The 22,242-nt window shown below is 63.2% G+C and carries 18 protein-coding genes and 1 tRNA gene; 2 read left to right on the forward strand and 17 right to left on the reverse strand.

The window, feature by feature from the left end; translation table 11 throughout:
* The first annotated feature begins 5 nt into the window (after positions 1-5).
* Positions 6-281 carry an oxidative damage protection protein gene (locus ABD002_RS17645; protein WP_343793533.1) on the forward strand — a complete coding sequence of 92 codons (276 nt, stop codon included), beginning with the start codon at positions 6-8 and terminating at the stop codon, positions 279-281.
* A 26-nt stretch (positions 282-307) separates the two neighbouring features.
* Here ABD002_RS17645 and ABD002_RS17650 read toward each other — a convergent pair whose 3' ends face one another.
* The 3 genes from ABD002_RS17650 to ABD002_RS17660 form a co-directional block, all read right to left on the reverse strand.
* The gene (locus ABD002_RS17650) at positions 308-712 is read right to left on the reverse strand and encodes a DUF6491 family protein (RefSeq protein ID WP_343793535.1); all 405 of its coding nucleotides are present in this window, start codon (positions 710-712) and stop codon (positions 308-310) included.
* A gap of 119 nt (positions 713-831) precedes the next feature.
* A complete protein-coding gene (locus tag ABD002_RS17655; RefSeq protein ID WP_343793537.1) occupies positions 832-3,186 on the reverse strand; it encodes a M56 family metallopeptidase in 2,355 nt (784 codons plus the stop codon).
* Entirely contained in the window at positions 3,176-3,565 is a 390-nt protein-coding gene (locus ABD002_RS17660) for a BlaI/MecI/CopY family transcriptional regulator (RefSeq protein ID WP_343793539.1), read from the reverse strand. Before ABD002_RS17660 ends, ABD002_RS17655 begins: the two co-directional genes overlap by 11 nt.
* Positions 3,566-3,795: 230 nt before the next feature.
* Between ABD002_RS17660 and ABD002_RS17665 the strand changes: the two genes are divergently transcribed.
* Positions 3,796-3,871, forward strand: a tRNA-Phe gene (locus tag ABD002_RS17665).
* A gap of 123 nt (positions 3,872-3,994) precedes the next feature.
* On the opposite strand, the gene ABD002_RS17670 is transcribed toward ABD002_RS17665, so the two are convergent.
* From ABD002_RS17670 to ABD002_RS17735, 14 genes are all read right to left on the reverse strand, one after another.
* Positions 3,995-7,744 (reverse strand): reverse transcriptase domain-containing protein, encoded by a 3,750-nt coding sequence (locus ABD002_RS17670; protein ID WP_343793541.1) that lies wholly within the window; start codon positions 7,742-7,744, stop codon positions 3,995-3,997.
* Between the two features lie 75 nt (positions 7,745-7,819).
* Entirely contained in the window at positions 7,820-8,698 is an 879-nt protein-coding gene (locus ABD002_RS17675) for an HNH endonuclease (protein ID WP_343793543.1), read from the reverse strand.
* The gene (locus ABD002_RS17680) at positions 8,695-10,035 is read right to left on the reverse strand and encodes a restriction endonuclease subunit S (RefSeq protein ID WP_343793546.1); all 1,341 of its coding nucleotides are present in this window, start codon (positions 10,033-10,035) and stop codon (positions 8,695-8,697) included. The genes ABD002_RS17675 and ABD002_RS17680 overlap by 4 nt, the downstream gene beginning before the upstream one ends.
* A complete protein-coding gene (locus ABD002_RS17685; protein ID WP_343793548.1) occupies positions 10,032-11,513 on the reverse strand; it encodes a class I SAM-dependent DNA methyltransferase in 1,482 nt (493 codons plus the stop codon). The genes ABD002_RS17680 and ABD002_RS17685 overlap by 4 nt, the downstream gene beginning before the upstream one ends.
* A 45-nt stretch (positions 11,514-11,558) precedes the next feature.
* Complete coding sequence (gene hsdR, locus ABD002_RS17690; RefSeq protein WP_343793550.1) at positions 11,559-14,957, reverse strand: type I restriction-modification system endonuclease; 3,399 nt, start codon at positions 14,955-14,957, stop codon at positions 11,559-11,561.
* Between the two features lie 54 nt (positions 14,958-15,011).
* Positions 15,012-16,142 (reverse strand): tyrosine-type recombinase/integrase, encoded by a 1,131-nt coding sequence (locus tag ABD002_RS17695; RefSeq protein WP_343793552.1) that lies wholly within the window; start codon positions 16,140-16,142, stop codon positions 15,012-15,014.
* A 13-nt stretch (positions 16,143-16,155) separates the two neighbouring features.
* On the reverse strand, positions 16,156-16,599 hold the full coding sequence (locus ABD002_RS17700; protein ID WP_343793554.1) for a helix-turn-helix domain-containing protein: 444 nt from the start codon (positions 16,597-16,599) through the stop codon (positions 16,156-16,158).
* Positions 16,600-16,629: 30 nt separating this feature from the next.
* On the reverse strand, positions 16,630-17,007 hold the full coding sequence (locus tag ABD002_RS17705) for a helix-turn-helix transcriptional regulator (protein ID WP_343793556.1): 378 nt from the start codon (positions 17,005-17,007) through the stop codon (positions 16,630-16,632).
* 47 nt (positions 17,008-17,054) lie between these two features.
* Positions 17,055-17,639, reverse strand: coding sequence for a hypothetical protein (locus tag ABD002_RS17710; RefSeq protein ID WP_343793558.1), 585 nt, complete (start codon positions 17,637-17,639; stop codon positions 17,055-17,057).
* On the reverse strand, positions 17,636-18,739 hold the full coding sequence (locus tag ABD002_RS17715) for a Fic family protein (RefSeq protein WP_343793560.1): 1,104 nt from the start codon (positions 18,737-18,739) through the stop codon (positions 17,636-17,638). The genes ABD002_RS17710 and ABD002_RS17715 overlap by 4 nt, the downstream gene beginning before the upstream one ends.
* Positions 18,740-19,189: 450 nt before the next feature.
* On the reverse strand, positions 19,190-19,462 hold the full coding sequence (locus tag ABD002_RS17720; RefSeq protein WP_343793562.1) for a BrnA antitoxin family protein: 273 nt from the start codon (positions 19,460-19,462) through the stop codon (positions 19,190-19,192).
* Positions 19,452-19,730: a BrnT family toxin gene (locus ABD002_RS17725; protein ID WP_343793564.1), complete on the reverse strand. Its 279-nt coding sequence runs from the start codon at positions 19,728-19,730 to the stop codon at positions 19,452-19,454. Before ABD002_RS17725 ends, ABD002_RS17720 begins: the two co-directional genes overlap by 11 nt.
* 15 nt (positions 19,731-19,745) lie before the next feature.
* Positions 19,746-21,140, reverse strand: a complete 1,395-nt coding sequence (locus tag ABD002_RS17730; protein WP_343793566.1) for a tyrosine-type recombinase/integrase — start codon at positions 21,138-21,140, stop codon at positions 19,746-19,748.
* Between the two features lie 256 nt (positions 21,141-21,396).
* Complete coding sequence (locus ABD002_RS17735) at positions 21,397-22,209, reverse strand: tetratricopeptide repeat protein (RefSeq protein WP_343793568.1); 813 nt, start codon at positions 22,207-22,209, stop codon at positions 21,397-21,399.
* Positions 22,210-22,242: the final 33 nt, after the last annotated feature.

Here is a 22,242-nt window from a genome sequence, read left to right on the forward strand (position 1 = left end):
GTCCGATGGCACGCATGGTCCATTGCATCAAACTCGGCCGCGAAGCCGAAGGCCTCGCGTTCGCGCCGTGGCCCGGCGAGCTCGGCCGGCGCATCTACGAGCAGGTCTCCAAGGAAGCATGGGCCGCCTGGCTCGCGCACCAGACCACGCTGATCAACGAGAACCGCCTGAACCCGCTCGATGCGAAGACGCGCGCGTTCATCGCCGCCGAGATGGAGAAATACTTCTTCGGCGAAGGTTCGGAAAAACCGGCCGGCTATGTCGCGCCGGAGCAGAGCTGAGCGTAGCCGTTACTTGCGTTTGGCCGTTACTTGCGTTTGGCGCGCTGCTCTTCCTCCATCCGGGCCGTATCGATCGGCCGGATTTCCTCGATGCGGCAGCGGTCGCGGGCGATCGTCACATAGTCGAGCCGCTTGCTGACCTGGTGTGATTGCTGCGAAGTGAGGCCGATGCCGTGCGCCCACTCCAGTTTCGGGCAGTTCGCTTCGACCGTGAGCAGGTACGCGTCCTTGATCGTCGACCACACGACGACCTTCTGCGGCCCGACAAGCCGCCACTTGTACAACGACCAGAACGTGAAACCGTCGACCGGCGCCTTCAGGTACGGCGTGTACTTGTCGAGACTCTTCTGCTGCGTCGCGCGCGTATCCGCCTGAGCCGTGCCCATCGCGAGCACGGCTAAGGCAAAGAATCCCATCACTCGATACTTCATTACGCGTCCTCCATCAGATGCATGATGGAGGACGAAGCACGGTGCCGAAACGACGCGCCGGCAGGTGCGCGTACTGCCTGCGTTCATGGTGCGCGATGACTCAGCCCGACGTGGTGCACTCAACTCGCGAAACGATCGAGCGCGCGCTCGGCGGCGCCTCGTTCGGATTCGGACAGCCGGCGCGCCACATCGCGATAACGCGCAATCAGATCCGCATCGGCCGGCATCACACGTGCGAGCGCGATCAGCACTTCGCGGCATTCGTAGTCCGAGCCGATCGACTTCGCCGCATCCAGCACAGCGCGTGCCGAAACTGCGCCGAATCCGGGCGCGCGCATAAGCGCAAGCAACGCCTCGCGACGCTCGTAGTCCGAGCCGATATCGGCAGTCGCCGTCGCGTACGCCGGCGCAATGCGATCCGCATCGCCTGCGCGCCTGACAGCCGATACGAGGAGTTCACGACGCTCATAGTCCGAACCGATCGACTTCGCGCCCTCGATGATGTGCGCGAGCGCCGCATCATCGACGCTGCCGGCGTCGAGCAGTGCCGTCAGGACGCGGCGATGCTCGTAGTCCGAACCGATGCCGGAGGCCGCGCGCAGCCAGGCCTCGTGCACGTCCGGTGTCGAAGCGAGTTTCGGCAGGATGCCGACCAGCAACTCGGCCCGCTCGTAGTCCGAGCTGATCTCGCCGGCCTGCGCGATCACCATTTTCTGCTGCATGGCATCGAACGGCGCAGCGGTGGCCAGCGCTGCGAGCGCATTGCGCCGCTCGTAGTCGGAATCGATACCGCCGATCAGCCCGATCGTGCGCGTGACCTCGGCGGGCGTGAGCTTGGCCGACGCAGCAAGCTGTTGCACGTACACGCTGCGCGCATAACCCGATTCGATGCGATCGATCTCGTCCAGCACCGCGCCCGCGCCGCCCTTGGCCAGCAGACGCTTGACGCGCACGTCGGCATTCAGCGCGGTTTCGCGGATCACCACGGGAATCAGGCCCGCGATCCATGTGCGCGCCGCTGCGTCGATTGCTTGCTCGCGGTCGTCGACGAAGTAGCGCTCCTCCAGCTTGCCACTGCGGTTCGCATAGTCGACTCGGCGCGTCGTGCCGCCGCGCGTTTCGCTGAAGCTCGCGCTCCCATCGTCGCTCAGCTTCGCGATACCGTCCTCGTCCTCGTTGAACGCGACTTCGCCCCTGATCTTCGCGCTGTAGCCGCGTCCGCCGTCGTTGATCTCGACCGTGGAGTAGCGATGCCGCGTTCCGAAGGCATCGATGTCGGCCGAGATATGGACGTGCTTGCCTTCGCTTTTCGGTGGTGACGGCGCCGCCGGAGGCGCTGGTGGTGCCGGTGGCGGGATTTGCGCACGCGCGGGCAGCAGTCCCACGCCGGGCAGTATCGCCGCTGCCAGTGCGAGCGCCGCAAAAGCGGCGATTCCAGCCCGGGTGCGTGAAAAATCGGTGTGCATGGGGGCTCCGTCGATCAGATGGTCGATGCGTTGCAGAAACGGTGAATCTCGATGCGCCATCGCCGGCGCGAGTTCCGCATCGAAGCCGTCGATGCGGCGTTCGGCGCACTCGGCCAGGCACTCGGCGAGCGAACGGCCGTCACCGAGATGGCGCGCGGCCCAGGTATCGCAGGCGAGTTCGGCAATTTCGCCCAGGCGCCGCCGCGCCAATGCCGCAACCGGCACGAACCATAAGGCGGCGCACCAGATCGCAGTCGCGAGCTTCCAAATCGGATCGCGCCTGGCGAGATGCGCCGTTTCGTGCGCAAGCATCGCGCGCAACTGCTCGCGGTCGAGCAGGTCCAGCGCCCAGCACGGCAGCACGATGCGTTGGCTGCGCACTGCAAACGGACTCGCGAGATCGTCGAGCGCAGCCAGACGGGGCGGCGCCATGCATGCCTGTATCGCCAACGCCCTCGCATCGGTCACGATGCCGGCGTCCTCGATGGGCTTCGCGCGTACCAGTACGCGAGAGAGCTGCAACCACCTCGTCGCAATCCGCGACAGCGCAAGCAGCAGCCCCGCAAGCCACGCAACGATCACAGCGAGATGCCAGAACGAGCGCCAATCCCGGGGTGCTGCAGTATTCGATCGCGCGTCCTGTGCGCTGACGACCTGGGATACAGGCGCGGGATTCTCCGAAACCAGGAACGCAGGAGCGTCATCCTCTACGTCGGACGCCGCGTCTTGGTTGCGAGTGTCGATTGCACGCGCCAGCGCCGGAGCCGGTGCCGCTGGAGCCGTACCGGCCACCCCGGGCAGCAACAAGCGCGCGGACACGGGCACATCGAACAGGCATTGCGCACTTGCGGTCAGCACGCTACCGAACAGCGCGACGCGCCAGAGCAGTTCGCGCCAGGCGAGATGCGTGCGCAATGCTCCGCGATCGATGATCCAGGCCATCGTCAGCAACACGCCGGCATGCAGCGCAAGCGTGAGCAGCCATGTCGCCACGACATCACTTCGCATCGCGATCTCCCCGCGCCAGGCGGCGCTTGACCTTGGCCAGATCGCCCGGCGCGATCTCGGACTCCTGCACCAGATGCGCGACCAGTTGCTGCGCATCTCCCGCAAACAACGCGCCGATCAGATCGGCCACCATCGAACGCCGGACGTCCGTCTCGTCGACCAGCGCGCGATAGAAAAGCTGGCGGCCATCGCGACGCTGCGCGACCACGCCGCGCTTTTCCAGCCGTGTCAGCAGTGTCGCCACGGTGGTGTGCTTGAGCCCACGCTCGGCGCCCAGCTGCTCGGCAACGTCCGACGTGCTCGTCTCGCCGCGTTGCCAGAGCACGCGCATCAGTGCGATTTGAAGTTCGCTGAGGGTGACGTCGGGCTGCTTGCCCATCTCGATGGTCTTCTACAGTCGTCGTACTACACTTGTAGAATAAGAATGCGGCCAATGCAACAGGCCGAAAGTCACGTCGCACCCAGGCCAAGATACGGGCACGCCCCCAAGCGTCGCAGGCGAACAGTCCGCGCGCCGCAACGACCCGGCTTGACGTAGCCGCGCACCGCGGCTCTAATACGCGCCCCCGCTGCGGTCGCCCATCGGCCGCACGTCGCAGCAACACTTCTGGCCGGGTAGCTCAGTTGGTAGAGCAGGGGATTGAAAATCCCCGTGTCGGCGGTTCGATTCCGTCCCCGGCCACCATTAAATCAAGCACTTACGACGATTTTCGCTTTTTGGCTTGATGCGTCTTGCGTTTGGTGCCCGTTCGGTGCCCGTTTTGTTTCGCCGAGCTCGTCTTCCTGCCCCAGTCCGTGGATCTCCGCCTTATTTTTCCAGGCCCGCTGGAGGCGCTTTCCACTGAGGCGTCTGCGAAGAACCGCCTGAGCCGATCGACACTTTGGTCTTTCGTTGCTGAAAAAGATCAATCGGTTCGATCTCAAGAAACGCGATCGATGCTTGTGGCTGACCGTGCAAATGGAAAACTTGCCTGCTATAGGTTTCCTTGTAGGGCACGTAGGCATTGCTACCGCCGTAGAGACCATTGTTCGCAACGATGACCATCTGGAACATGTGGTAGTGGAGGGCCAGCGACATTTGATCGAAGGTTCCCACATCGCGGTTCAAGGCAGGTATGGCGAATACATCGGATCGGTTTCGAAGGTCCGACGCCAGAGCCAGGTCGGTGGCGTCGTAGCAAATGGCAGCTGTTAGCCACAGTGGCTCTCGCGATTCGCCAGCACTGCCCCACTCGTAGCCGACAAGCCATTGGCAAGGCCTGAATCCCTGAATCACCGTTCCTGAGGAGTTGAGCGAGTCCTCCATTGGCGCCAAATGGCGCTTGCCCTGCCGTCGAACGCGCATTTGCAAGCCGTGCGCGCTATCCCAAACGGGAATGATCCACAAGGCCGAATTGACATACGGTTGACCGCGAAACAGTTCCTCGTACGTGAGGCCAGCCAAGATGATTGTCCTGTGGGCTCTCGCGAACGGAATCAGATGGGTCCTTACGTCGTCCGGATGGACCGAAAGCTCGGGAAGAATGAGCCAGTCCAGGCGACCGTCACGCCCCTTGTGCGTCTCACGCAGATCAAGCATTCGCTCGATCGCCGCAAGGGCAGAGGAAAGGTGCCGCCTGTGGCGTTTCCGCATTTTTGGGTCCGAACAAGTCAGGTCGTCGCGATTGAAGTCTTCCTCCTTCCCAGGAATGATGGTCTGTATTACGCAGGCTCGTAGTGGCCGGGCCACACCATTCGGAATCGGCGAAGGTGCAGCCAAACGGAGCATCAAGAGCCCCGTCGTTGGCCCCTGCAAGCGTTGAACATTTGTGATTCGCTCGCGAAGGTGCTCCATGAGCGCTTCAGGCCCGGCTTCCACAAACCTTGAGGCGTCTGTCGCTTGACTGCCCGGCCAGCGGAGCAGCGCGGACATAAGCTGCTCTACCCACTCAGATATGGGCATCCAGTCGTCACCAAATGCGGCGTGCCCATTGAACAAGCCATGTAGCCTCTGATACCAGTGGTTGACTCCGGAGCGATACGTAGGCGCTCCCTCCTTCCAATGCGTCTCTTGAACCGACCGCGTGAAATCCTCGCGCGCGGTCAGCACGAAACGCAGAAGATAGCCAAGGCAGAAGCGCCAGCGTTGATCGGGTGGGCACCACGCAGGTGGCGCGTAGAAAGAGCGCCCAGAAGAAATTCGACTGTCGACAATAGTCACCGTGCGTACGGGCCACGACGCTCGGTCATCTTGCAACTCAACACGCACGTCCACGGGCGCGATGACCTCTACTTCCGAGCGCTCCTTCAAATTTTTCAGAAACTCAAACGAGAAGCTAAGCAGAGCTAGCTCGTTCCGAAGCACACCATTCTTCTCCTGACTGAGGACCAGTTCGGCCAGAGACGGCGCGCCATCGGCACTTTTTCGCAGCTGAAGGCACAAATCATCCCGGAGGCGCGGGGCAACCGCCTCAGCAAGCTCAGGTTTCGCACGGATCAGTTCAAGCGAAAAGCTCGGGTCGCGCTCAGCAATTTGCTCGAGGCGACGTGGACCTATGTCCCGAAGCGCCAATTGTTGTGCTTCGGCCTGAACGGAGAACGATCTACGCGCGAGTACTGCCAGCGTGGCGGAATCGGATCCGGCCACGCTATCCCCTCGCAGGTATCTAATAAGTTCCCTGTAGTGCTTGGTTTCTGAGTTGCTCCCCGCTCGCGCAATCGGCGCCAGTGTCGGGCTATGCACCGCCAAGAAGAGCAGGATCTGCTGCCTCAAATACCATGGCAATCCAACCCCTTTGAGGGACGAAAGGCGAAGCGCCTCTTGGCCAAGCTCCTTGCGATAGCCAATGAGATCGACGCGAGAGGGAAGGCATTCAGCGTCCTCAACGAATCCAGTTTCCGTGGCACCTGCTCGGAAAATCTCTGCGAGGCAATACCAAGCGACTCGACGCGGCGCCTTCCGCCGGCCACCTTTGACCGTGAAGGGTTTCAATAGGTCCAAGACGCCCGTGAGTACCTCTGGTGTCGGCCACAGATCGAGACCAATCCTGAGGAGGCGAACATTCGCTGGATCGTCGATCCAGTCTTCGATTAGTCCAAGTGCGAACGCCCTAGCCTCTTCATCCAGGTCCTCTTGAGTTCGTGCCTCGGACACGCGCTCAAGCTGAACTGGTTCAAGCTCACCGACAACGAGACTGATATCACCACGTTCGGCCAACATCGGTCGCAGTGACCGATATGTAGTTCGATAGCGTCCGGCGGCGAATCGCGCGACGGTAGCGTCTCGAACATCCGGAACCGGTGCAAACTCCCACGACGAGTCTTCGCTCCGGGTCTCCGAGCACCTTTGTTGGGATCGGATCAAACCCTGAACAGCGTCGAGGATTTCCACACCGCCCGCTGCATCGAAGCCGCCAGATATTGCTCCTTGAATTCGAGCCATCTTGCGACTCTGACGCACCAACGGGCGTCTCTCGCCGTGGAGCTCAGCGGCGTGCGTCTTTTCATCGGATACCTTGAGACCACGGGCTGTCCCATCCAGCTTCGCCTGAAGCCACTCGCACATGAGCTCTTTGACTCTGTCCAGAGCCACAGCCCTATCGACAGCCAAAACGATTCGCAGATCATCCACGTATCGGGCAGCATCGACGATGCGAACCCCCGGCGACACTTCCACCAACAGGGATTTGCGGAGAGCTTCATCAAAGTCAAGCAATACCAAGTTGGCAAAAAAACCAGCGGAGACCAAACCCTGGGGCAGCGCAATCGATGAGAAGTCCTCAACACAAGCGATCCGCTCGTAGCTCGAAACCTCAATGGCGTCGCGTTCATCCCAGCGCCACTGCAACATATGGGAAGCAAACTCGTGGAACGCCGGATCGTCTCCGGGTTGCAGAACCGCTGCCAGCTTTTCCGAGAGCAGCCCCGGGCGAACGCGATCGTAAAACTGCTTCAGGTCTGAGTGGACGATAACAACGCGGGAATCATCACTATCGGCAAAGGCTTGTGCCGCTACCTCGGGACGCGCGATGAAGCTGCGATAGTCCTGGTAGTAGGCTCGGTAGAGCTTGGATGACCCCCATCGATGTCGAAGTCCAGTAGCCGTTGCATCGCAGAAGAGGCGATTGCCATAGGAAATAACGCGGCGCTCGCCGAATCCCCCCTGATGAGAAGTCCGCGGATCGCCCTGGGCAGTTTCAACTCGATCCGCCAAACACATCATGATCGCAGTAGCGACGACTTGGCTTCTCAGGTCGGCGTGAGCGAGGGGCCGAAGCTTCGACTCCACCTCCCCACGCTTTCGAGGCTCCCACATCCCTACTTTCGAGACATGCCAATCTTGGCTTTTTGGAGCCGGCACCATTCGAAGAGGCGTGTTTTGCCAGCGACCAGACTGCCGAATCTCCGTGCTCAATCCACCGAGGAACTGAGGCAGATTGACAGAGGAACGGTCCAGTTCGAGGGTGTCCGCGTACCAGTTGTGATACCTGATGTATGCAGAGGTTTTCTTCCATGCCTGAACGAGAACATATTCTTGCGAAAGTAGCTCAATACTCGGCGTCAAGATCTCCGTGCTCATGCAATCTCCTTTTCCCCGTCAGCGGCGACTCGACATCTCGAACAAGAGTTCGATATCTCCGTAGCCCTACTCACGTCATCCTCTCGGCCCTGTCGAGCCCCTAGTCGCTACCAGCGCGCCCAATCTCGCCAAGAGTGTTGATCGAACGCTGTCGCGATCGAGACCGTAGTGGGCCTGTCGGTGATGACCTTGGCATAGGGCGACCACGTTGGCCTCGGAGTCGGTGCCGTCTTCACTCAGCGGGATGACGTGGTGGGTTTCGAGATAAATGCCTCCGGCAGCGGTCTCGAAACCGGATTCGCCGCAGTACTCGCAGCGCCCCGCGGCGCGGGCAAGGACAGCCCGTCGCACCTCGGGCTTGCGCACGAAGGCTTCACCCGTCCGTGAGACTTTCTCCGCGACAGTGAGCTCGGTTGGTAGCGAGAATTGGTCGACATATCGCGGAGCGGCCGGGCCTCGCACGAGCAGGCAGTCGCCCGAGTTCCAGTCGTACTCGGCGATCGTCCAAGGCAGTTCGTCGAGCATGCGGTGCTCTACCGAGGAGGCCTTGTCGGGGTCGCGTTCGATGTCCCGGCGATGCCCCTCGTTGACGATTACCCGCACCGGTAGCTTGAGCCGTACGGCATCCTGCAAGGCCTGGTCGAGGCCGCGTGCGCGACGCGCCCAGACCGGGCGGCCACCATTGCGCTCCAGCTGCATCGCCAACTGCCGGAGGTTCAGGCGTTGGGTGATCGCACCCGACTCGTCGAGTTCCATGCTGTCAAACCACAGGTTGAGCACGACGACTTTGGTCTGGTCGACGAATGCCCACTCGTAGCAATAGCGCGGATTGGCGGCAGGGCTGGCACCTTTGAAATTGGCCCAGTCGCTGACATCGATGCCCGCCTCCCGGACGAGATCCATGACGCGCAGCCGCTCGCGTGGGCGGATGGTTTCGAGAGTGTCTGCGCTCATGCGGTTTTCTTCCTGGCTCTGGCAGAGCGGCCACGGCGCGGCTTTGTTGGAGCTCCATCGCGACTCGCGCGGATGCGGTCGAGCAGCACGCTGGCCGGCTCGTCGGCGGGGTCCTGCGGCACCAGTTCGCCGCGGAAGGCCTTGGCGAGCAGGGCCGGCGTAAGCTTGTCGACCTGCGCGCGGGTCGCCTCATAGCGCGCCTCGATGCGATCGGCGAGCGCGAATAGGGCGTCGACGCGGCGGACGATTTCGGTTTGTTCATCCAAAGTGGGCAGTTCCACAGGAAGATTGCGCAGATCTTCGATGTTTATTCCTGTGTAAGCGACACCCTTCTGAACACCCGTCAGCCAACGCTGGACCTCATCCGTAGCAATCCAGAACGCGAGAAATTCAGGAGAAACCCGCGACTGATCCACGGGCACGACAGCGACTTCCCTCGAAACATTCCATCCCGTCATCTGATTTGGAACCACCGCGACTCCGCCGAGCGTGCCCCTCACGTTGACCAGCACTTCACCGCCTTGCAGCACCGTTCGATCGTATTCCTTCGATAGAGACGAGGCGATCCGTTTCAGGCCTTTGGCTTCGATCAGAAGCTTTCGAACATTGCTGGTGCGTAGGCACGGCACCCCCTCAGGAACTTCATCGCCCAGTTTGATCACACCATAGGTGATCACGCGATTCTCCACACAAAGATCGGCGAGAAGATGCTTTCGCCAAGGTGATTTGCCGCCGGCCTCGAAGGTGGATGATTGCGATGTCGCAGCGGCGAGAACAGACTGGCGGAAGCGCTTGAGAATGTTCGGGATTCGTCCGAGGCGTTCGCGGCAGGCATCCACGCGGGCCAGCAGCGCATCGAGCTTGTCGGCGATGCGTTGCTGTTCTGCCTGCGGCGGTAGTGCAATCTCTGTCCTCTCAAACTTCCCTTTTGTGACGTGACGAAGACCGACACCGCCATGCGCGATGTCGATGAGCTCACCAAGCTTTTGGTTGATCGCAAGCTGGAAGAAACGCTTGCTTAGCAGGGTCTCGTCGAAGTCGACGCGAAAGATGTGCTGGTTAACGACAGCTTCCCCGCCTTTCCAGATATGCGCACCGAACGACGTCCCGGGCGTTCCTGACCATGCGAACAGCAGTTCGCCGCCACGAAGGCGGTACCGCCCGTCGACTTCCCCTTCATAGCGGTTGAACTTTGCGACCGGATTGTTGAGATTCTGAATTCGCACAATTGGTACGCCGGCTACCTTCCACTCGGATGGTTTGAAGGCTCGGCCGTTGTTCAATGTGCACAGGTCCCCAATGGGGGCGGCAACCCAACTCTGCGGTATATTGCTCACGCTTTCTCATCCTCAACTTCCTCGCCCAGTGCCGCCAGCAATTCACGCAGCTCGTCCATCGCCGCATCCAGCTCCTCCAGCGCCTCGCTCGCTAGCAGGGCCGGCTCCGGCAGAGCCTCGGCACTTCCCTCGGACTCGTCCTTCAGCCAAGCGATATCCAGGCTGTCGCCGCGCTCAGCGACCTGTTCGCGCGTGAACACGCGAAAGCGCGAGGTCGCCGGGTCCTTGACCTTGCGCTTCTTGCGGTGCGACAGCTCGGCACCGGTAGGTTCGTCGCCGAAGAACGCCTCGAACTCGGCGAAGTGTGCGCGCGTCAGCGGCGTGCGCTTGCCGAACTGCGGCATGTTCGCGCGCAGGTCGTAGACCCAGGTCTCCTTCGTGTTGCCCTTGTCGGTCTCGCCACGCGTGAAGAACAGCACGTTGGTCTTGACGCCCTGCGCGTAGAAGATGCCGGTCGGCAGGCGCAGGATCGTGTGCAGGTTGCACTTGTCCATCAGGTCGCGGCGGATCTGCGCGCCGGTGTTCGCCTCGAACAGCACGTTGTCGGGCAGCACCACGGCGGCGCGGCCGCCGCGCTTGAGCCCGCGGTAGATGTGCTGCAGGAACGCGAACTGCTTGTTGCTGGTCGGGAACGTGAAGTCGTCGCGCGTCGGCAGGCCGCCGCCCTTCTTCGTGCCGAACGGCGGGTTGGTCAGGATCAGGCTCGCCTTGGGCAGGGCCTGGCCCTCGGGGCTGAGCGTGTCGCCGTAGCGGATGCCACCGCCGTCCTGGGCCGAGTCGATGCCGTGCAGCATCAGGTTCATCAGCGCGAGGCGATGCGTGTCCTGCACGTGCTCCATGCCGAAGAAGGTCTTGTGCCGGTAGCGGCGCTGCTGCGCCTCGGTAAGGCCATCGACGTCGTTGTGCGTGCGCAGCCAGTGGTTGGCGGCGATCAGGAAGCCGCCGGTGCCGGCGGCCGGGTCCTGGATGGTGTCATCCAGTTGCGGGCGCATCACCGCGACCATGCTGTCGATCAGCACGCGCGGGGTGAAGTACTGGCCGGCGCCGGACTTTTTCTCGTTGGCGTTCTTCTCCAGCAGGCCTTCGTAGAGGTCGCCGAGATCCTCGCGGTGCACGCTGTACCAGTCGAGCTTGTCGATGGCGGTGATCAGCGTGGACAGCGTGGTGGGCTTCTTGATGAAGCTGGATGCGTTGGCGAAGATCTGGCCCACCAGCGGAGAACCGTACAGGCCCAGATGCACGAGCAGCGTGCGATAGTCGTGAAGCCGCGACGGCGCCGATTGCGCGAGCAGATCGCCCCAGCGATACCCTTCCGGCAACTGCTCCTCGGAGCCGGTTTCCTGCGCCATCTTGAGGAACAGCAGATAGGTCAGTTCGGTGACGTACTGGTGGTAGGTGACGCCGTCGTCGCGCAGGACGCTGCACAGGTCCCAGAGCTTGCCGACGATGTCGGAAGCGGCCTTGTTGGTGGTGCTCATGTAATGCGGTGATTCCTGTCTTGCGGAAAGCCTGACCCGATCGGGTCAGGCGGTTTGCGGGGTGGCCCAGAGGGCGTCGTTGAAGTCGTCGAGCACGTCCTGCAGCTGGCCGTTGAACAGTTTGTCGAGCCGCTGGAAACCGCCACCTTGGCTGCGGAACAACTGGTCGGGGTCGTCGATCGCGGCACGGTCGACCACGACGTTCGCCTTGGTCTGCGCGGCGATCTTCTTCAGCCAGTCGCGTTGTGGCCCGGTCCACGCACGCGCCGCGAGCAGCGTGTGCAGGGCGTTGTCGACGCGTTCGCCGAACGGCTTGAGCGGGTCGCCGATCGCCGCCTGGCGGATGTAACCGACGATGCTGGCGGCGATATCGTGATTGGTCGTCTCGCGCCAGGCAATGTCGAGGTGGGTTTCCGTGTAGCCGGCGGCGTCCAGCGCGAGCTTCAGCTCGCGCAGTTGCTTGCGGGTAAGTTCGCGCGGCCGGGTGAGCACCGTGGTCAGCGCGGGAATCGCGTTGCCCTGGCTGGTCACGAAGTCGCGGAATTGCTGCAGGTAGTCCTGCGGCCGCTGCGCGCTGCCATAGCCGCGGGCGACCTCGACCAGCTCGTCCTCATGCCGCGAGATCAGCACCGGTGGGCGCGGCCGGTCGCCCTTGCGGTCGAGCAGCTCGGCGAGGCCGGGATGAGCGGTGAACCAGGCGGCGACTTCCGTGATCGGCAGCTTCTTCAGGTGATCGACGAACATCGCGGGCGACATGCCGGCGCAGGTCTCGAAATCCTGCAGCGTACGGTCGGACAGATGGCGCTTCTTGCGCTGCAGCTTGGCGAGGAACTGGTCACGGGCGATCTCGCGGTATTCCGGGTAGGCCGCACCGATCATCTCGTCGATGAGCTGGCCGAAGCCGATTTTCGGGTCGACCACCACCGGACGCATGTCGGTCATGTCGCCGATCGCTTCGAACAGCTGCACCGCGTCGAACACGCGGAAGGATTCCTTCTGCTCGCCGTCGTCGAAGGTGCACAGACGGGTGGCGCGGCCGAGCATCTGGTCGAACAGGATGCGGCTGTTGATCCGGCGCAGGAACACGAGGTTGCAGATCTCGGGCACGTCGATGCCGGTGGTGAGCAGGTCGACGGTGACCGCGATGTTGGGGTTACGTTCGTTCTTGTAGCGGCGGATCAGGTGCAGCGGCTTGTCGGCGGCGCCGGTGATCTTGATCACGGCATCGTCGTCGACGGTGCCCCAGCGATGGGCCAGGGCTTTTTTGAGCAGCGTGACGACCAGGTCGGCGTGATCATTGTTCACGCAGAAGATCAGCGTCTTGCGCTGCGAAGTCGGATCGAGCTCGTCGGCCAACACCTCGCACACGACGCGGTTGAAGGCTTCGGTAATGACCGCCCAATTGAACTCGTCGACGGCAATCTTGATCTCGTCCGGCGCCTCGAACAGGTCGATCCTGGCCTTGCGGACGTCGTAGAACTCGACGACGTCACCGACCTGCCAGGTGATGCCGTCGGCGGCCAACTTGGTCCTGATCTGATAGGGCGGCTCGTAATCGACCAGATAGTCGTCGATCACGGCCTCGCGATAGCTGTAGGTGAAGATTGGCGCGCCGAAGATCTGTGAGGTGTGCAGTGCCGGGGTCGCGGTCAGGCCGACCTTGACCGCGTCGAAGTGGTCGAGCACGCGACGGTACTTGGAGATGTAGTCGTCATGGTTGCGGAAGGCCAGTTCGCCCTCGGACAACTCGCGGTCGAGCAGGTAGCCGCGATGGCATTCGTCGACGACGATGCAGTCGTAGGCATCCACCGGCGGAGCGGGGTTGTCGTCGCTCGCATACATGACGCGCTGGACCATGCCCTGCACGGTGGCGAGATGGACCTTGGTGTCGCCGTCGGGCGTCTGCTCGTCCAGCTCCTTGATGCCGAAGATGTCGGCGAAGGTCTGCAGGCTCTCCATCCGCGTGTCCTTGAACGCGTTGGCGGCCTGCTCGCCCAAGGCAGAGCGGTCGACCAGGAACAGGATGCGGCGGAAACGCTGGGTCTTGAGCAGGCGGTAGATCAGCGCAATGCAGGTCTTGGTCTTGCCGGTGCCTGTGGCCATCGCCAGCAGCATCGCCGCCTGGCCCTCAGCGATCGCATGCTCAACGGTGCGGATGGCTTCCTGCTGGTACGGACGCAGGGTGAACCCGTAGTCGAACGGCGCCTGCGCGAGCGCGGCATGCGCTGCATCCTCGTCGCGCTTGAGCAGTTCGGACAGACCATCGGGCGTGTACCAGCCATTAAGCGGTCGCAACAGGTTGTCCGCACGACGCAGGTCGCAGAACCAGATGCCGCTTTTGGCTTCCAGCTGGCGCAGGTAGGGGCGGCCGTTTGTCGAGAAGACGAACGGCACGCGGTATTCGCGCTGCGATCCCCAGTTTTCCTCTGGCAACACGACCTCGGCGGTCGCCTTGAGTCCGCGGCTGTAACGCTTGGCCTGCTGCAGCGCGGCTGAAACGTCGAGGTTGTGCCGCTTGGCCTCGACGGTCGCAATCGGGGTCAGACCGGCAAACAGCACATAGTCGGCCGGCCCGCTGTCGGTGGGCCATTCGGCAATGGCCAAGTTGCGATTTCGCGCGGGGCGTGTTCCTTTGTTGAAGCGCAGGTTCACCGAATCCGCTTCCCATCCGGCCTCGCGCAACTGCTGGTCGATCAGCTCGCGAGTATCGGCCTCGTCCAGATGGACCTTGGAAGCCGCGACGCCAGCGGCCTGCGCGAAGGACATGAAACCAGCGCGATCTGTGGTCTGGGACTGGGCCTGCAATCTTGCCAACTGCGCGGTGAGTTCGGCCTTGGCGCGATCGGCCTCCAAAGCAATCTGCTCCCAGAGCTCGCGTTCCTCGGCGAGCGTCGAAAGCTGGTTACGGGCGTGGGCGAGTTCAGCGCTGAGCTGGGCATTGGCCGCATGGTCGGCTGCGACAGCTTGGCTTAATCGTTCGAGTTCTGCGCGCAGTTCCTCGCTTTCATTCCTCGGCGCCGAAGGGGGGATGAATGGGCCAGAGCGATACTCCGGATCACCGAAGGTACGATGGAACCAGACACCCAGCTGCCAGCAGAACTTGAGTGCTTGCAGGGCGGAACGGTGTTCATCATGCAACGCGTGGTTGGCATCGTTGCCAAGCCGGCGCACGGCATCGAACATCTGGAACGGTTCGTTCGGTAGTACCCCCGCACCACGAAGGCGGCGCAGGAGATCGAGCTGCGACTCCTGCCGCGACTCAATGGGAGACAGGTAGAGGCCGGACTTGGCGGCTAGCGTTTGGGCGAGCAGTTCGGCGAACTGTCGCAACTTGATCAAGCAGGTGTTTGGGTCTTCCGCGAAGTAGCGCTCGCCGAGCGCGCCAAGGCGCCACAGCTGCTCTTCATATCCTCGCAAAACACTGAAGTTGGATACCCCCGCCATCGCCCCCTCGCGCCCCCGTCTGCCCGAAACCCCTAATCGAAGCCCACCTACCCATCATACGGACGGAGCCCCGAGGCCACTTGCCTGGGTGCGAGCTGCGCCAATCATTTCCTTTGCTATCGCCTTTGCGAGCTCTCTTACATGAGTAGAAGGCATCGCCGCTGGCGAAGACAGCTCCCTCAAGATTTCCCCCTGCCGCTGGCCGTTAACCGTACCGTAGCTGCAAAACGTAGTCAGCACGCCTTCATGCCCGAGATTCTGGCTCCATGCCTTGAATTCTTCGGGTGTCCGACAAACGGTCTGCCCTAGACCGACGAGGGTATGCCGAAAGCTGTGCGGATTGAAGTACGGAAGACCTGAGAGTGCAAACGCGGAGCGGAATATCGCGCGGACCGGCTCAGCGCTGCTCCAGCAGTCCCTCCGAAGCCCTGAGGCTCGAAAGTGCTGGTCAGATCCGACTGTCACTTCCGTCGCCGGGAACAATGGGTCATCGTTCCCCCAGAGCCGCTCCATACGCAGGTGATTGACCCAATCAACGACGACGGATCGAACCTCCTCGCCAACCGGAAAGAAATAGGTCGTGAAGGTCTTGCTGAACTTGGTCTTCACCTCCCGAGCGTCCTGGCGCGCCAGATCGGCCTCCACGTCCACATGCTTCAGCTTCATTGAGGCGATCGCGCTGTCGCGCGCGCCGGTCAGCAGGGTGAACGCGATCAGGGCGCGGTCGCGCCGTTCGATGTCGGTGCCGGCCGGCATGGTGGCGAGCACATGCTTGATCTGCTCCAGCGTGGGCACCAGCGGCTCGCGGTGTGCAGTGGCGATACGCGCATCTTTGTCTGACAGGTTGAAGTAGTCCGCATCCGAGTACTGCAGACGGGACTTGTAGCCGGGTTGCCCGGCCAGCCAGTGGAAGAAGCGTTTGAGGTGGGCTAGCGTGGCATGGGCTGTCGCCTTGCTCAGTCGTTCGCCCGTCTGCTGGCTCCGCTGCTCTGCCAAGCGCCGCTTGAATGCGATCGCCTGTTCGAAGTGAAAGGCTTTGAAGTCTCGCGATCGGGTGTCGATCTCGAACCTCGAGAGTGCCTTGGCGACCGCATCGACCGTGGGCTCGCTATAGCGCTGCGCCTCCTTGAGGTACGCGTAGTACTGGCGCTTGATTCGCTCGTTGTTGGCGTTGTGCTTTGACATGGTCAGTTGGTCCTCACTTGAAGTCACTGTTCACGAAGGGATGGTGGGTATCGCCTATGCGTGAATGTGCTTGCGGCATCGTGATGACCAATTCGCCACCAACCTGCAGCAGGTTGGCCAGACTGACCCTCCGGTTCATCAGTGCATCGCAGTCCGGACAGATGCCCACAAGCCGGCCGCTCGTGGCGCTCGACGCGATGTAGTCAGCCATGTCGCCAGCCGGACTCCTCGGCGCGCGGCATCGAACGCAATAGATCTGACCCGGCCGACACGGCCGTTTGTTGATCGTGCGTTTCACCTGCAGGTAGCTGGCCAGATCGCGCCCGAGGACCAGGGTCGGGCGCTTGTCGTCGCACACTGGCAGGCCGCGCTTGATCCATTGGCGCACCGTGTTGCGATGGACACCGAAACAGCGGGCTGCCTCGTCCACGGTGTAGCTGCGGTGGATCTTCGCCAAGCGTGGGTTTGGTAGGCGTTTGCACACGACTCACTTCCGCACATTGCGCATCGATGTGCGAGCCGCCTGCGTTCGACTCGCTGCGATGCGGGCGCCGATCCACGCGTTGACCTCGGATTCCAGCCACGCAACCGTGTTCATGGATAAGCGGATGGCTGGCGGGAAGTCCTTTTCGGCAATGAGGCGGTACAGGGAGCTGCGGCTCAGGCCGGTTGCACGTTGGACTTCCGGACGCCGCATGAAACGGTCCGGACCGTGACCGTCAACGGATGCCGCGCGTCGGCCGGACCTCGCGGGCCGGCTCGGCACTGCATCGGAACCGCTGGGCGCGGTCTCGCCGGGGGTGGCCGAATCCGCGTTGAGGCCGAGCGGGATCTGTCGGGGCGTGGCGGGAAACGTGGGTTGCATGGTGGCCGTCCTGTGCTTCGCCGGGATGGGCGGGGACGGCTACGGCATTATGTGAACACAGAACGGGCGCACCAAAGGGAGCGCCGATTTGTGTTCACCTTCTTGAAGTTGGCGGCAAGCTGGCGTTTTCGTTCCAGGCTGGCGCGTTCGAGGTCGCGCAATTCCTGCAGGCGTTGGTCGCGGAGCTGCCTGATCAGCGCGTGGCAGGCATCGATGGTTCCGGGCAACACGTCGCCGCAATAGGAGTCGCTGCCTAAGCGAAGTCGATCGCTCAACATGCCGCGCGCAGCGCGTGGTTTCGTCGGCAGATCGTCAAAAAGACCGGGGTACTCCCTTCCCGCCCAACGCGCGATCTCGTCGGTCGTGAAGCGTCCATCGCTAACGCACGCAAGGCCACCCGTCGTCGCATCGCCGCCGTTCTTGCGCGCGCGATCCAATTGCATTGCGATACGGTTGCGCGCGCTTCGCGCAGAATCGTGCCGGTCCTTCACTCGCGCCGCGATCAGCGCCGCCGCTTCGCCGCGTGCCAGCAGCGCGTCCGCGCCTTCCTGCTGGATTCGCGCGTGGACAGCATCGAGGTCGATACGCTTGTTGCCAGCCGTTGCTGGAGCCTTCTGCCCGACCGCGCTCACGCCGCGTCCCCTGTCGGCGCCGACAACGCCGGCGGGATGAAGCTCTCATCGGTCAGCGCGCGCACCACGCCGCGCAACAGCAGGTTGTGGCTGAAGCCGATCGCGTACTGGCGCGCATTGGGCCGGATCGGTTGCAGCATGCCGCTCTCCACCAGTTTGCGGATCTGATAGGTGCGCTGATACGCGCTGAGCCTGGGCAAGACACTTTCCAAGTCGCCGGCCTTGACCACGCCGGCCCTCACCGTTGCGTTGAGCACCGTCGCCTCCTGAGCGGTGACCAGTTGCCGCTCGCGCGCATACGCCACCGCCGGCAGCAGGATGCGCGCCTGCAGGTGCTGGTAGTCGGCCAGCCGGTCCAGCTTGTTCAGCTCGTCGCGCACGCCGCCGAGCACATAGGTGCACCAAGCCTCCAGGCCGGCATCGCTGCCCGTGTCGGCCTCGGCCAGCATCGCGTAGTAACGCGCGCGGTCGGCGCAGAACACCGCGGCGGGATTGAGCAAACGGCCGACGACGCCCTGCTGGATGCTGACGCGAAAACCGTACTTGAGCAGCAGCGCGTGGGTCAGCAAACGCACCACGCGGCCGTTGCCGTTACTGAAGGGATGGATCCAGGCGAACCGGTGGTGCGCCAGCGCGACCTTCATCAGGTCGTACTTGGGCGGATCGGCGCGGTTGATGAAGGCCACCAGTTTGGCCATGTACTCCGGCACGCGCACGGCTTCGGGCGGCAGATGGTCCGATTGCGCGATCTGCACCGACCCGCTGCGGTAGGCGCCGGGCGTGCGGTCGCCCTCGCGCGCCAATCCGGCGACCGTGGTCGCGTGCAGGGCGCGCAGCAGGTGTTCGGTGATCTCGGCGCCGGGCGCGACCGTGGCCTCGACGTTGTCCATGGCGGCTTCGATGTTGTCGATCTCGTGCAACTGTTCGCCGCGCGCGCCCACGGGCGCCACCGCCGCGTCGATATAGTCGGCCAGGGTGGTGTGGTTGCCCTCGATGCGCGCCGAGGCGAGACTTTCCAGCAGGTGGAAGACCTGCTTGAGCTGCAGGAACACCGGCAACGGCGTGGTGCCCGCAAGGTCCAGTCGGCGCAGGTGCTCCAAGTCGGTCAGCACGTCCAGCAGCGGCGAGGAAAACGCCGGGTTCAGCAGCCGCAGGTCGTGGTGGGTAAAGTGCGCCATGGCGTCAGGCTATCTGCAAGGAACCTCTAAAGGATCTGCAATCTATCCTTAAAAGTCCTTTCTTGCCAAGCATTTGCCGAACCGTCAAGCGAGGCAGCATCTGCAAACAGCGGGCTGGCGATCTGCAAACGGGCGAACCGGCATCTGCAACGGCCGGCCGCGACCGCTCACGCCGTGTCCAAGGGCAGGCGGATCGCGCCGGTCAGCAGCAACTGCATCATGCCCTGCTTGAGCTGGCGCGCCTTGGCGAGGCGGGCATCGAGCGCGGCGATCTCGCTGTCCATGTCGGCGAGGATGGCGGTGATAGCGGTTGCTCTTCGGTTGTTAGCAATATGCCGCGTTGAACGCGGTTGGTAGGCGACCGGAGCTAGGTCATGCCGCCTTGCCGGGCTTCAACACCTTGCGCAGCTCGCGACGCAGGGCAGCCACGGTGACCGGCGCATTGTCGGAATCCAGCGCGGACCGCAGGACCTCATTGATGGCGGTCTGATAGCCCCGCCCCTCGGATTCGGCGCGCGCGCGGAACGCGTCCAGCACGTCATTGTCCAGCATGATCGTGATGCGGGTTTTCCCGGCATTGAGTTTTTGCAGATGCGGCACGTCCTTCGCCCGCTTGGCATTGCTGAAATCGTATTCACTGCGCATAGGCGGCTCTCTCTTTGGCGGTGGCGCGGCGGGCAGAAATCAGGCGGATGTGCGCGCCACGCACGGTGTAGACAACGGTCAGCACGCGGCCCGATGCGTCCATGCCCACGGCCAGATAGCGCGCCTCGCCTTCGGAATCGTCCTCCATGATCAAAGCCTCGGGGTCGTTCAGCACGGTGGCGGCATCGGTAAAACTCACGCCATGCTTTCGCAGGTTGGCCGCTGCCTTGTCAGGGTCGAACTCGATTCCGTTCGGGTTAGTATGCATATTATATGTATTCCGTCAACGTGTCTTGCGCTTGATAGGCGTCACACTTGCCGCAGCGCCCGTCGCCAGCCGGTGCAGTGTTTCCAGCGCAGCGCGCTTCTCGGCCAGGTAGTCCTGGCGGTCGTAGTGGCGCGCCTGAATCCCACCGAGCCCGTGAGACTGCAACTGCGCGCGAGTCTCGACGCCTACTCCGGCAGCTGCCAGCCGGGTTTCGACGGTGCGGCGCAGGTCGCCTACGGTAAACGGTCCCTTTTCCAGTTCGCCCGCTTCCGCCATCGCCGCGGCGACCTCACGCGCCCGATGTTGAACGGTTGCGTAGACCGCGCCGGACTCGCCGGCGGTCACGGTGAAGACGTGGGGGCCGAGTGCTCCACCGCGCATGGCCTTCATGGCCCTGGACGCTTCGGGAATCAATGGAACGTCATGGATACGCGCGACCTTGCGCCGACCCTTGCCGTCGCGCAGGCGCACGGTCTGCACGTCGGAATCGTGGTCCGCCGTGGTCAGGCGCGCGAGTTGCTCAGTACGCTGGCCACCGGTCAGCAGGTGGAAGCGAAGCAGCGCGCCTGCGGGGTCGGGCAAGGCGGAGATGCGTTTCCAATACGCGCGAAGCTCGGCCACCGACAACGCGCGCTCACGCGCATTGGTCGCGCCTTCGATCGTCACCAGATCGCGAGCCGGGTTTGACGTGATGCGCAGCGCGCGCAACGCCGGCAATCCGCGCGCGTCCTGGCGCGCACGCAAGCCGGCCGCGAAAGCCGCAGTCAGGTAGCTGCGCACCTTGGCGGCTTCCCGCAACTTGCCGGCATCCGCGACGCGCGCGATCACGGCCAGCAGATCGTCGGTCGTGATCTCCGCTACCGGCGTGTTCCAAAGCGTGGGCCATGCGTCGGCCACATGACGCTGCAGCGCCCGCTCCACACTCCGCATGCTCGGCTTGCCGTCACGCCTCAGTTGCTCCACGTAGGCGGTCAATAACGCGGCAAGCGTTGCACGCTTCTGCTCGGCGGCGGCATCGACCTCGCGTTGGGCGGCTTCGCGCAAGCGTGTCGCTTCGCGTTGCTCGGCATCGAGCGCGTCGCGCAGGTCCCGATCGCCCGCCTGATAACGTCCGGACAACCGGGCAGCGATTTTGCGCGCCTCCGCCAGCTCGATACCCGCCGCGATGGGAACGCGAACGCGCTCGCCGTCCGGTGCGGTGTAGCGGTAGTAGTACGCGGCTTCGCCATTCACCAGCTTGCGTACTTGCAGGACGCCAGCGCCACGCGGCGCAGGATCGGCGGCCCATTCGCCAGGCTTCATCGCGGCGATTCCGCGCGGCGTCAGCAGCGCACGTTTCGCGCCGGTTTGCGAACGGGCACCGGTGCCCGTTTTCTTGTTTCCGTGTCCGCCGTTTATCCCCGTGTCCATTCTGGTGCCCGTTCGGTGCCCGTTTCGCACAAGATCGCATGGAATCGACCTGGATGCCACAGGACGCCTAAAACAAGCACTTTCAACGATCTACGCGAAAACGCTGGACTTCTTTGGATGGCGTGAAATCGCATTTTCAGGGATTGAAAATCCCCGTGTAGGCGGTTCGATTCCGTCCCCGGCCACCACAACAAGTCCATGGATTTGCACAACGGATTCATCCGCTGCGCAAGGCTCGTACGGCCGTAGACGCTCGTCAGGTCCAGTCGTCGCTGCCGCCGGTGTCGATGCCGCCGCCGCTGCTCGACGCCGAGGAATCGCTGTCCGATCCCCAACCGCTGTCGTTGCCGAAATCGATCGGTCGGCGCCGGAGTTCGTCGTCGGCTGCCGCGTCGGCCCCGGCCGACGGGAAGATGCCGGACGCCGGATCCTGGGGGTGATGATGCGTCATGCCCTCGATCATGTGTTCCGCCAGCATGCCGGCCGCCAGGCCGCCCAGGCCCGCTGCGACCGAGCTGCCGACGCCGGATCCCTGCATCGGCGCGCCGGGTGTCCAGCCGGGCGGCATGCCGGGCATCGGCGACGGTGTACCGGCTGGCGGAACACCTGCGTTGCCGTAGCCGGTTGCGATCGACGGACGGCCGCGCCGGAACAGAAAGAACAGTGCACCGATCGCGAGCAACGCAAGGATCCAGAATCCGCTCGAACCCGAGCGCGTGCCGCCGCCCTGCTCCATCCGGATCGGACGTGCCTGACGCGTTGCCGCGGCAAGCTCGGACTCGAACTGGCGGAAGCGTTCGGGCTGGGTGAAATGGATCGCGGGATCCAGTTGCCGCGCGGTCGCGGCTTGGTGCGCCGCATCGTCGCTGCGTCCTTCGTGCGCGAGGATCTCGGCCAGGACGTAGTGCGCCTTCGCGTTCTCCGGCTTCGCGGCGATCACCTGCCGCATCATCGATTCGGCTCCTGGATAGTCGCCGCGACGCACCGCCGACTGCACATCCTCCACGCCTGGCAGCGCATGTGCAGTTCCTGCAACCAGCAACAACATCGTAACGAACAGCGCACGCATGGCGTCTCCAACTCGGGTCGATCGTGTCCGCAG

The sequence above is a fragment of the Dokdonella soli genome, from assembly GCF_039523175.1.
In the GTDB taxonomy this organism is placed as follows: domain Bacteria; phylum Pseudomonadota; class Gammaproteobacteria; order Xanthomonadales; family Rhodanobacteraceae; genus Dokdonella_A; species Dokdonella_A soli.

What these genes read in the sequence shown, in the direction of transcription:
- ABD002_RS17670 (WP_343793541.1), bottom strand. Translation starts at nt 7,744, where the DNA reads ATGAGCACGGAGATCTTGACGCCGAGTATTGAGCTACTTTCGCAAGAA.
- ABD002_RS17730 (WP_343793566.1), bottom strand. Translation starts at nt 21,140, where the DNA reads ATGGACACGGGGATAAACGGCGGACACGGAAACAAGAAAACGGGCACC.
- ABD002_RS17675 (WP_343793543.1), bottom strand. Translation starts at nt 8,698, where the DNA reads ATGAGCGCAGACACTCTCGAAACCATCCGCCCACGCGAGCGGCTGCGC.
- ABD002_RS17725 (WP_343793564.1), bottom strand. Translation starts at nt 19,730, where the DNA reads ATGCATACTAACCCGAACGGAATCGAGTTCGACCCTGACAAGGCAGCG.
- ABD002_RS17720 (WP_343793562.1), bottom strand. Translation starts at nt 19,462, where the DNA reads ATGCGCAGTGAATACGATTTCAGCAATGCCAAGCGGGCGAAGGACGTG.
- ABD002_RS17645 (WP_343793533.1), top strand. Translation starts at nt 6, where the DNA reads ATGGCACGCATGGTCCATTGCATCAAACTCGGCCGCGAAGCCGAAGGC.
- hsdR (WP_343793550.1), bottom strand. Translation starts at nt 14,957, where the DNA reads ATGGCGGGGGTATCCAACTTCAGTGTTTTGCGAGGATATGAAGAGCAG.
- ABD002_RS17735 (WP_343793568.1), bottom strand. Translation starts at nt 22,209, where the DNA reads ATGCGTGCGCTGTTCGTTACGATGTTGTTGCTGGTTGCAGGAACTGCA.
- ABD002_RS17695 (WP_343793552.1), bottom strand. Translation starts at nt 16,142, where the DNA reads ATGTCAAAGCACAACGCCAACAACGAGCGAATCAAGCGCCAGTACTAC.
- ABD002_RS17705 (WP_343793556.1), bottom strand. Translation starts at nt 17,007, where the DNA reads ATGCAACCCACGTTTCCCGCCACGCCCCGACAGATCCCGCTCGGCCTC.
- ABD002_RS17650 (WP_343793535.1), bottom strand. Translation starts at nt 712, where the DNA reads ATGAAGTATCGAGTGATGGGATTCTTTGCCTTAGCCGTGCTCGCGATG.
- ABD002_RS17660 (WP_343793539.1), bottom strand. Translation starts at nt 3,565, where the DNA reads ATGGGCAAGCAGCCCGACGTCACCCTCAGCGAACTTCAAATCGCACTG.
- ABD002_RS17685 (WP_343793548.1), bottom strand. Translation starts at nt 11,513, where the DNA reads ATGAGCACCACCAACAAGGCCGCTTCCGACATCGTCGGCAAGCTCTGG.
- ABD002_RS17655 (WP_343793537.1), bottom strand. Translation starts at nt 3,186, where the DNA reads ATGCGAAGTGATGTCGTGGCGACATGGCTGCTCACGCTTGCGCTGCAT.